The 6,507-nt window shown below is 70.0% G+C and carries 5 protein-coding genes and 1 pseudogene; 5 read left to right on the top strand and 1 reads right to left on the bottom strand.

The annotated features are described in order from the left end of the window. The first annotated feature begins 154 nt into the window (after positions 1–154). The 5 genes and pseudogenes from JMF90_RS18595 (at position 155) to JMF90_RS18615 (ending at position 5,073) form a co-directional block, all read left to right on the top strand. Positions 155–946: an SDR family NAD(P)-dependent oxidoreductase gene (locus JMF90_RS18595; protein WP_011547357.1), complete on the top strand. Its 792-nt coding sequence runs from the start codon at positions 155–157 to the stop codon at positions 944–946. Positions 947–1,120: 174 nt separating this feature from the next. Further along, positions 1,121–2,150 (top strand): annotated as a pseudogene (locus tag JMF90_RS18600) (LysR family transcriptional regulator). Positions 2,151–2,249: 99 nt separating this feature from the next. After that, complete coding sequence (locus JMF90_RS18605) at positions 2,250–2,951, top strand: DUF4286 family protein (protein WP_011547355.1); 702 nt, start codon at positions 2,250–2,252, stop codon at positions 2,949–2,951. A 51-nt stretch (positions 2,952–3,002) separates the two neighbouring features. After that, positions 3,003–4,322, top strand: coding sequence for an MFS transporter (locus tag JMF90_RS18610; RefSeq protein WP_027813124.1), 1,320 nt, complete (start codon positions 3,003–3,005; stop codon positions 4,320–4,322). A 49-nt stretch (positions 4,323–4,371) separates the two neighbouring features. Then, positions 4,372–5,073 carry a DUF2848 domain-containing protein gene (locus tag JMF90_RS18615; protein ID WP_011547354.1) on the top strand — a complete coding sequence of 234 codons (702 nt, stop codon included), beginning with the start codon at positions 4,372–4,374 and terminating at the stop codon, positions 5,071–5,073. Between the two features lie 351 nt (positions 5,074–5,424). Here JMF90_RS18615 and JMF90_RS18620 read toward each other — a convergent pair whose 3' ends face one another. Further along, the gene (locus tag JMF90_RS18620; RefSeq protein WP_011547353.1) at positions 5,425–6,402 is read right to left on the bottom strand and encodes an NAD-dependent epimerase/dehydratase family protein; all 978 of its coding nucleotides are present in this window, start codon (positions 6,400–6,402) and stop codon (positions 5,425–5,427) included. Positions 6,403–6,507: the final 105 nt, after the last annotated feature.

Raw genomic sequence — 6,507 nt, forward strand, 5'->3', positions numbered from 1 at the left:
AGCGATTCGGCGTCAGACATCGTCAGCCTTTGCAAAATGGGCCACGGCCGCCGCACCTGGCCGTCCGGCCGACCCGCGTTCATCCTTTCGGCGGATACCGGCGCGCGCCGGCGCCGCCTAAAGTGGCCGGAACGCCCCCTTTCCGGAGAACCACATGACGCACCCGCCACCCCGCACGATCGCGATCACCGGCGCAGGCACCGGCATCGGCGCCGCATGCGCACGCCGCTTCGCCCGTCGCGGCGACCGCGTCGTGCTGATCGGGCGCCGCCAGGCGCCGCTCGATGCACTGGCTGCCGAGACGGGCGGCCTCGCGCTGGCCGGCGACGCGGCGAGCCCCGCCGACTGGGCCGGCTTCGTGCAGCGCATCGCCGAACGCTTCGGCCGCGTCGACGCGCTCGTCGCGTGTGCGGGCGGCCACGGCATCGGCCGCGCGGACGAAACCGACGACGCGCAATGGCGCGACGCGATGCACGCGAACCTCGACACCGCGTTCGTCAGCGCGCGTGCGTGCCTGCCCGACCTGATCGCGCAGCGCGGCAATATCGTGCTGGTCGCGTCGATCGCGGCGCTCGCGGCCGGCCCCGGCGTATGCGGCTACACGGTCGGCAAGCACGCACTGCTCGGGCTGGCGCGATCGCTCGCGCGCGACTACGGTCCGCACGGCGTACGGGCGAACGCCGTCTGCCCGGGCTGGGTCCGCACGCCGATGGCCGATGCGGAAATGGCCCCGCTGATGGCCGCGCACGACGATTCGCTCGACGGCGCGTACGCCCGCGTGAGCGCCGACGTGCCGCTGCGGCGCGCGGCCGATCCCGACGAGATCGCGGCCGTCTGCGCGTTCCTGGCGTCGCCGGACGCATCGTTCGTGACCGGCGCGACGCTCGTCGCGGACGGCGGCGCGATGGTCGTCGACGTGCCGACGCTCGCGTTCGACCGGCTTTGACGCCAGCAGGCGCGCCGCGGGTAGGAGACATCGAGCGGGCAGCGTGTCGTGAGCGACTACCGGTACCCGCCCACGACACGCGCGGCGCCGCCCGATCGTTTCCTGCCCGGGAAATCCGCTACCATCGACCGATCCCGCCGCTTCCGCCGGCACCGTCTCACCGTTCGGAATTCGATGAACATCCGGTTTCTGGAAACCTTCGTCTGGCTCGCGAAGCTGGAAAACTTCCGGCTCACGGCCGAGAAACTGCACACGACGCAGGCCGCCGTGTCGAGCCGCATCGCCTCGCTAGAGGAAGCGTTCGACGTGCGCCTGTTCGACCGCAACACGCGCTCGGCCACGCTCACGCCCGCGGGCCGGCGCATGCTGGCCTACGCGGAGCGGATCGTGCGGCTCGACGGCGAAATGCGGCGCGACATCGACGCGGCGAGCGACGCGGGCCTGATCCGGATCGGCGTGATCGAATCGATCGTGCACAGCTGGTTTCCCGCGCTGATGGCGCAACTGCGCGAGCGCTATCCGCGCCTCGACGTCGAGATCACGAGCGACACGACGCTGCATCTGATTCGCCTGCTCAGCACCGACGGCGTCGACCTGATCCTGCAGACCGACCCGGTGCCGGGCCCGGACTTCACGAACCTGCCGCTGTGCGAATTCCCGGTGCGCTGGGCCGCGAGCCCGCGCCTCGGGCTCGGCGGCCAGCCGCTCGACGTCGCGCGCCTGGCCGGGTTTCCGATCATCAGTTTCTCGCGCCACTCGGGGCCGCACGCGACGATCGAGCGGCTGTTCGCGGCGGTCGAACGGCCGGCCAGCATCAACTGCATCACGTCGGTCGCCGCGATGATCCGCCTCGTCGCCGACGGTCTCGGCGTAGCCGCGCTGCCGCCCGCGATCATCGGGCGCGAGCTGCAAGAAGGCACGCTCGAACTGCTCGACGTCGAGCCTGAATTCCCCCGCGCTGCCGCTCGTCGCGACGTACCGCAGCCAGGGGCTGCCGGTCGCCGCGCGTATCGCGGAACTCGCGAGCGAAGTGGCACGCACGATGGCGGCCGCCGCGAACCTCGCGAACCCGGCCGTCGCCGATCGCGTCGAAGCAACGCCCGCGCGCAAGGCGACGGAGGCAAAGAACAGCACATCGGCAAAGGCGAAGCGCCCGCCGAAAACCGCCGCGCCTGCCGCGAAACGCCGTCCGCGCCGCTCATAAGAAAACCTGTTCACCGCGAATTTGTTTTCTTGTTGGACGGGTGCGGACCGTCTTCGGGACACTGGGGTTTCTGACCTACCCGTCTCGAGGCCCCCCGCGATGACCCGCCTTTCCCTTCCGCACGGCCAGCTTTGCGTCTGGACGGATATCGACCCCGCGCACGAAGCCGATTTCAACGCGTGGTACGACCGCGAGCACATGCAGGAACGTGTCGCGATTCCCGGCTTCACGCATGCGCGGCGCTTTCGCGCGACCGACGGCGGCCCGCGCCGATATCTCGCGCTGTACGTGACGGACACGCTCGACGTATTCCGCGGCGACGCGTACCGGCGTGCGTTCACGCAGCAGACCGCATGGTCGCTCGCGAACTTCGAGCGCATGACGGGCACGCAACGGCGCGTCGGCGAGCTGACGATCGAGGCCGGCGACGGCGAAGGCGCCCATCTCGCGCTGTTCGTGCTGCCGCCGGACCGCATCGACGTGCCGCACCTGCGCGCGCGCTTCGCCGCCGCGCTGCACGAACCGGGCATCCACGCCGCGCGGCTCTTCCGTACGTCACCGGACCTGTCCGCGCCGATCGGCGCATCGGCGGCCGCCGGCCCGGCCGCCGATGCGCTCGTGCTGATCGAAGGCAGCGACGCAGCGGCCGCGCGCCGCGTAGCCGCTGCGCTCGCCGGGCACGACGACGTGCGCACCTTCGATCTGCTGTGGCGCGCCGCCGCACCGCTGCCGGCTGCGCATCGCGACGCCCAGGCGGCGGCCGAACCGGCCGCCGTCGTCGCCCCCGCCCTGCCTGCCTGAACGCTGAACGCCCACGCCGGCCCCGCGCTTCATCCCGTCATCCGTCACGACCTGCCCGATACCATGAGCACTCTCGCCCAGCCCGCCGCCCACACGCCCCGCCGTGTCCGCAACAGCCGACTCGCGACCGCGAGCATGATCGGCACGTCGCTCGAGTGGTACGACTTCACGATCTACAACACGCTCGCCGCGCTCGTTTTCAACCATCTGTTCTTCCCGTCGGTCGATCCGCTGGCCGGCACGATCCTCGCGTTCTCGACCTATGCGGTCGGCTACGTGTCGCGCCCGCTCGGCGGCTTCGTGTTCGGCAACCTCGGCGACCGCATCGGCCGCCGCGCGGTGCTGATGCTCACGCTCGTGCTGATGGGCGTGACGACCGCGCTGATGGGCGCACTGCCGACCTATGCGCAGGCCGGCATCCTGAGCCCGATCCTGCTCGTCGCGCTGCGCTTCGTGCAGGGCGTCGCGCTCGGCGGCGAATGGGCCGGCGCGGTCCTGCTGTCGGTCGAGCACGGCGACCAGAAACGGCGCGGGCTGTCCGCATCGTGGACGCAGATCGGCCCGTCGTTCGGCACGCTGCTCGGCACTGGCTGCATCGCGCTCGTCACGCTGTCGACCACGTCCGACACGTTCCTGTCGTGGGGCTGGCGCGTGCCGTTCGCGGCCAGCGCGCTGCTCGTCGCGTTCGGCTTCTGGGTGCGGCGCGGCGTCGACGAAACGCCGCAGTTCGAGCAGCTCGCCGAATCGCACGCAACCGCCGAAGTGCCCGTCGCCGACGTGCTGAAGTACCACTGGAAGCGCCTGCTGATCGCGGGCGGCTCGCGGATCGGCTCGGACGTGCTGTATGCGCTGATCGTCGTGTTCACGCTGACCTACGTGACGACCGTGCTGCACCTGTCGCGCCCCGTCGCGCTGACGGCCGTGATGATCGGCACGGCCTGCAACGCACTCGCGGTGCCGTTCTTCGGCGCGCTGTCGGACCGCTTCGGCCGCCGGCCCGTGTATCTCGCCGGCGCAATCGCCGGCATCGTGTGGGCGTTCGTGTTCTTCACGCTGCTCGATTCGGCGCGCCCCGTGGCGATCGTCGCGGCCGTCGCGATCGGCCTCGTGATCCATGCGGTGATGTATGGCCCGCAGGGCGCGTTCGTGACCGAACAATTCCCGACGCGCGTGCGCTATGCGGGCTCGTCGCTCGCGTACACGCTCGCCGGCATCGTCGGCGGCGGCTTCGCGCCGCTCGTGATCGCCGCGCTGTTCCGGCAGACGGGCACGACGACGGCCGTGTCGTTGTACGTCACCGCCGCGCTCGTCGTCACGTCGATCGCGCTCGTCGCCGCGCGCGAGACCGCGCACCGGCCGCTCGAGGATTGAGCGCCGCCGCCAGCCCAGTCATTCCTTCGCACTTCAAACGGATAACCGCATGCCAACCCTGTCGTTCAACGTGATTTCCCTGCAAGGTGCGCCGGCCGCTGTCGACGCCGACATCGAACGCGTCGTGATCGCCGGCTGGGCCGGCCGCGACCCGGCCGCGATCCAGACGCACATCGACGAACTCGCGGCGCTCGGCGTCGCGCCGCCGTCGACCACGCCGTGCTTCTATCGCGTGTCGTCCGCACTGCTCACGCAGGCGCCGTCGATCGGCGTGCTCGGCGCGCGCTCGGGCGGCGAGATCGAATGCGTGCTGGTGGACAGCCCGGCCGGCACGCTGGTCACGATCGGCTCCGATCACACGGATCGCGAAGTCGAAGCGTACAGCGTCGCCGTGTCGAAGCAGGTGTGCGCGAAGCCGCTCGGCCGCGACGCATGGCGTCATGCGGATGTCGCCGATCACTGGGATGCGCTCGAGCTGCGTTCGTGGCTGATCGCGCACAACGGCGAGCGGCGCGCATACCAGCACGGCGCGGTCAGCGGCCTGCTCGCGCCCGACGCGCTGTGGCGCCGGTTCGACGATCGCCGCACGATGCCCGCGCGCTGCGCGATGTATGGCGGGACCGTCGCCGTGCATGGCGCGATTGCCGCGATGGGCGACGGCGATGCGTTCGAGATGGAACTGCACGATCCGGTGCTCGGACGCAGCCTCACGCATCGCTATGCGGTCGAGGTATTGCCGGTCGTGGCTTGACCGCGAACGGAAAACCGCACGGGACGCGGGCACGACGGCCGTCAGTCGTCGCGCCTGTTCCTACCTGTACGACTCAAAGCAGTGGTAGTCCGGGAAGTTGAACTGCGAGTTGCCGCAGTACAGCACACCTGCGAGGTTGGTACACCCGCTCAATGTGAACATGATTGCCCCCGCAACCGACGCTTTCCAGCCGAAATGCAACATCTCGCCCCCGTTTTCACCTTGTCGGTGTCGACTGACATGATGCGCATCGGACGCACGCGGGTATGTGGAGAATTGTGACCCCGGGCTTCTTCGGTTCGCCGTGACGTGTTTCCGTGCCCGGACGAAACCCGTGCTACCCGCCGTTGCTCACCCGAGACACCCGAGCCCCGCCAGCGTCGCCTCCACCGCCGTATCGAGCGGCGTGACCGGCTCGCGGCCGAGCACCGCGGTCACGCGCGCGTTGTCCATCCGGATCGGTTCGCGCCACAGGTAACGCATCTCGAGCAATTCGCGCAGCGTCGTGACGAACGGCGCAGCCACGTACACGAGCCACCACGGGAAATCGCGCAGCGCCGGTCGCATGCCGTGCCGCTGCGCGACGCGTTGCACGGCCAGCGCCATCTGCATGCCGTCTTCATCCCAATGCCCGCCCAGATGAAAACGCGCGAACGGCTCCAGCGTCTCGCGCCGCTCGATCAGCTCGACCATCACGCGGGCCACGTCCGGCACATACGACCATTGATGGCCGACGCCGCGGCTCGGCACGCTGATGGCGGCGACCGGCCGCCCCGCCTTGACCAGCCCCTGCGAGAACCAGCTGTTGCCGAGTTGCGGCCCGAAGAAATCGCCGGCGCGCACGACGATCGCCGGCACGCCGTGCGCGCTGGCGTCCTGCAGCCGCCGCTCCAGTTCGACGCGGATCGCGCCCTTGCGGGTCGCCGGATGCTGCGGCGCGTCTTCCCGCAGCACCGGAAACGCATCGGCGCCGAAGTTGTAGACCGTGCCCGGCAGCACGACGGTCGCCTGCGCGGCCCGGGCCGCCGCGATCGTGTTGTCGATCATCGGCAGCACCTGCGTGGCCCAGTTCCGGTATCCGGGCGGGTTCACCGCATGCACGATCACGCTGCAGCCGCGGGCGGCGCGCACCACCGCATCACGATCCAGCGCGTCGCCGCGCACCCATGCGATGCCGTCGCGCTCCACGACTTCGGCATCGAGCCCGCGCTTGAGCGCGCGCACCTGCCAGCCCGCATCGCGCAACTGCCGCGCGACTTCCCCGCCGATCCCGCCGCTCGCGCCCAGCACGAGGGCCTGCCGTTGCGTCCCGCCTGCGTTTGCCAACATTGCCGCTCTCCTTGAATGGAACCATCACGACACGCATTCTGGCGCGCCGGTGACTATCAAGGAATTTCGTATAACTTCGTATAATGTATGCTATACGAAGTTATG

Source organism: Burkholderia sp. E168m23 (assembly GCF_016586125.1).
GTDB lineage: Bacteria > Pseudomonadota > Gammaproteobacteria > Burkholderiales > Burkholderiaceae > Burkholderia > Burkholderia orbicola.

Bases quoted from the DNA above. Each gene is read 5' to 3' on its own strand.
- JMF90_RS18605 (WP_011547355.1), top strand. From the start codon at position 2,250: ATGACCCGCCTTTCCCTTCCGCACGGCCAGCTTTGCGTCTGGACGGAT.
- JMF90_RS18615 (WP_011547354.1), top strand. From the start codon at position 4,372: ATGCCAACCCTGTCGTTCAACGTGATTTCCCTGCAAGGTGCGCCGGCC.
- JMF90_RS18595 (WP_011547357.1), top strand. From the start codon at position 155: ATGACGCACCCGCCACCCCGCACGATCGCGATCACCGGCGCAGGCACC.
- JMF90_RS18620 (WP_011547353.1), bottom strand. From the start codon at position 6,402: ATGTTGGCAAACGCAGGCGGGACGCAACGGCAGGCCCTCGTGCTGGGC.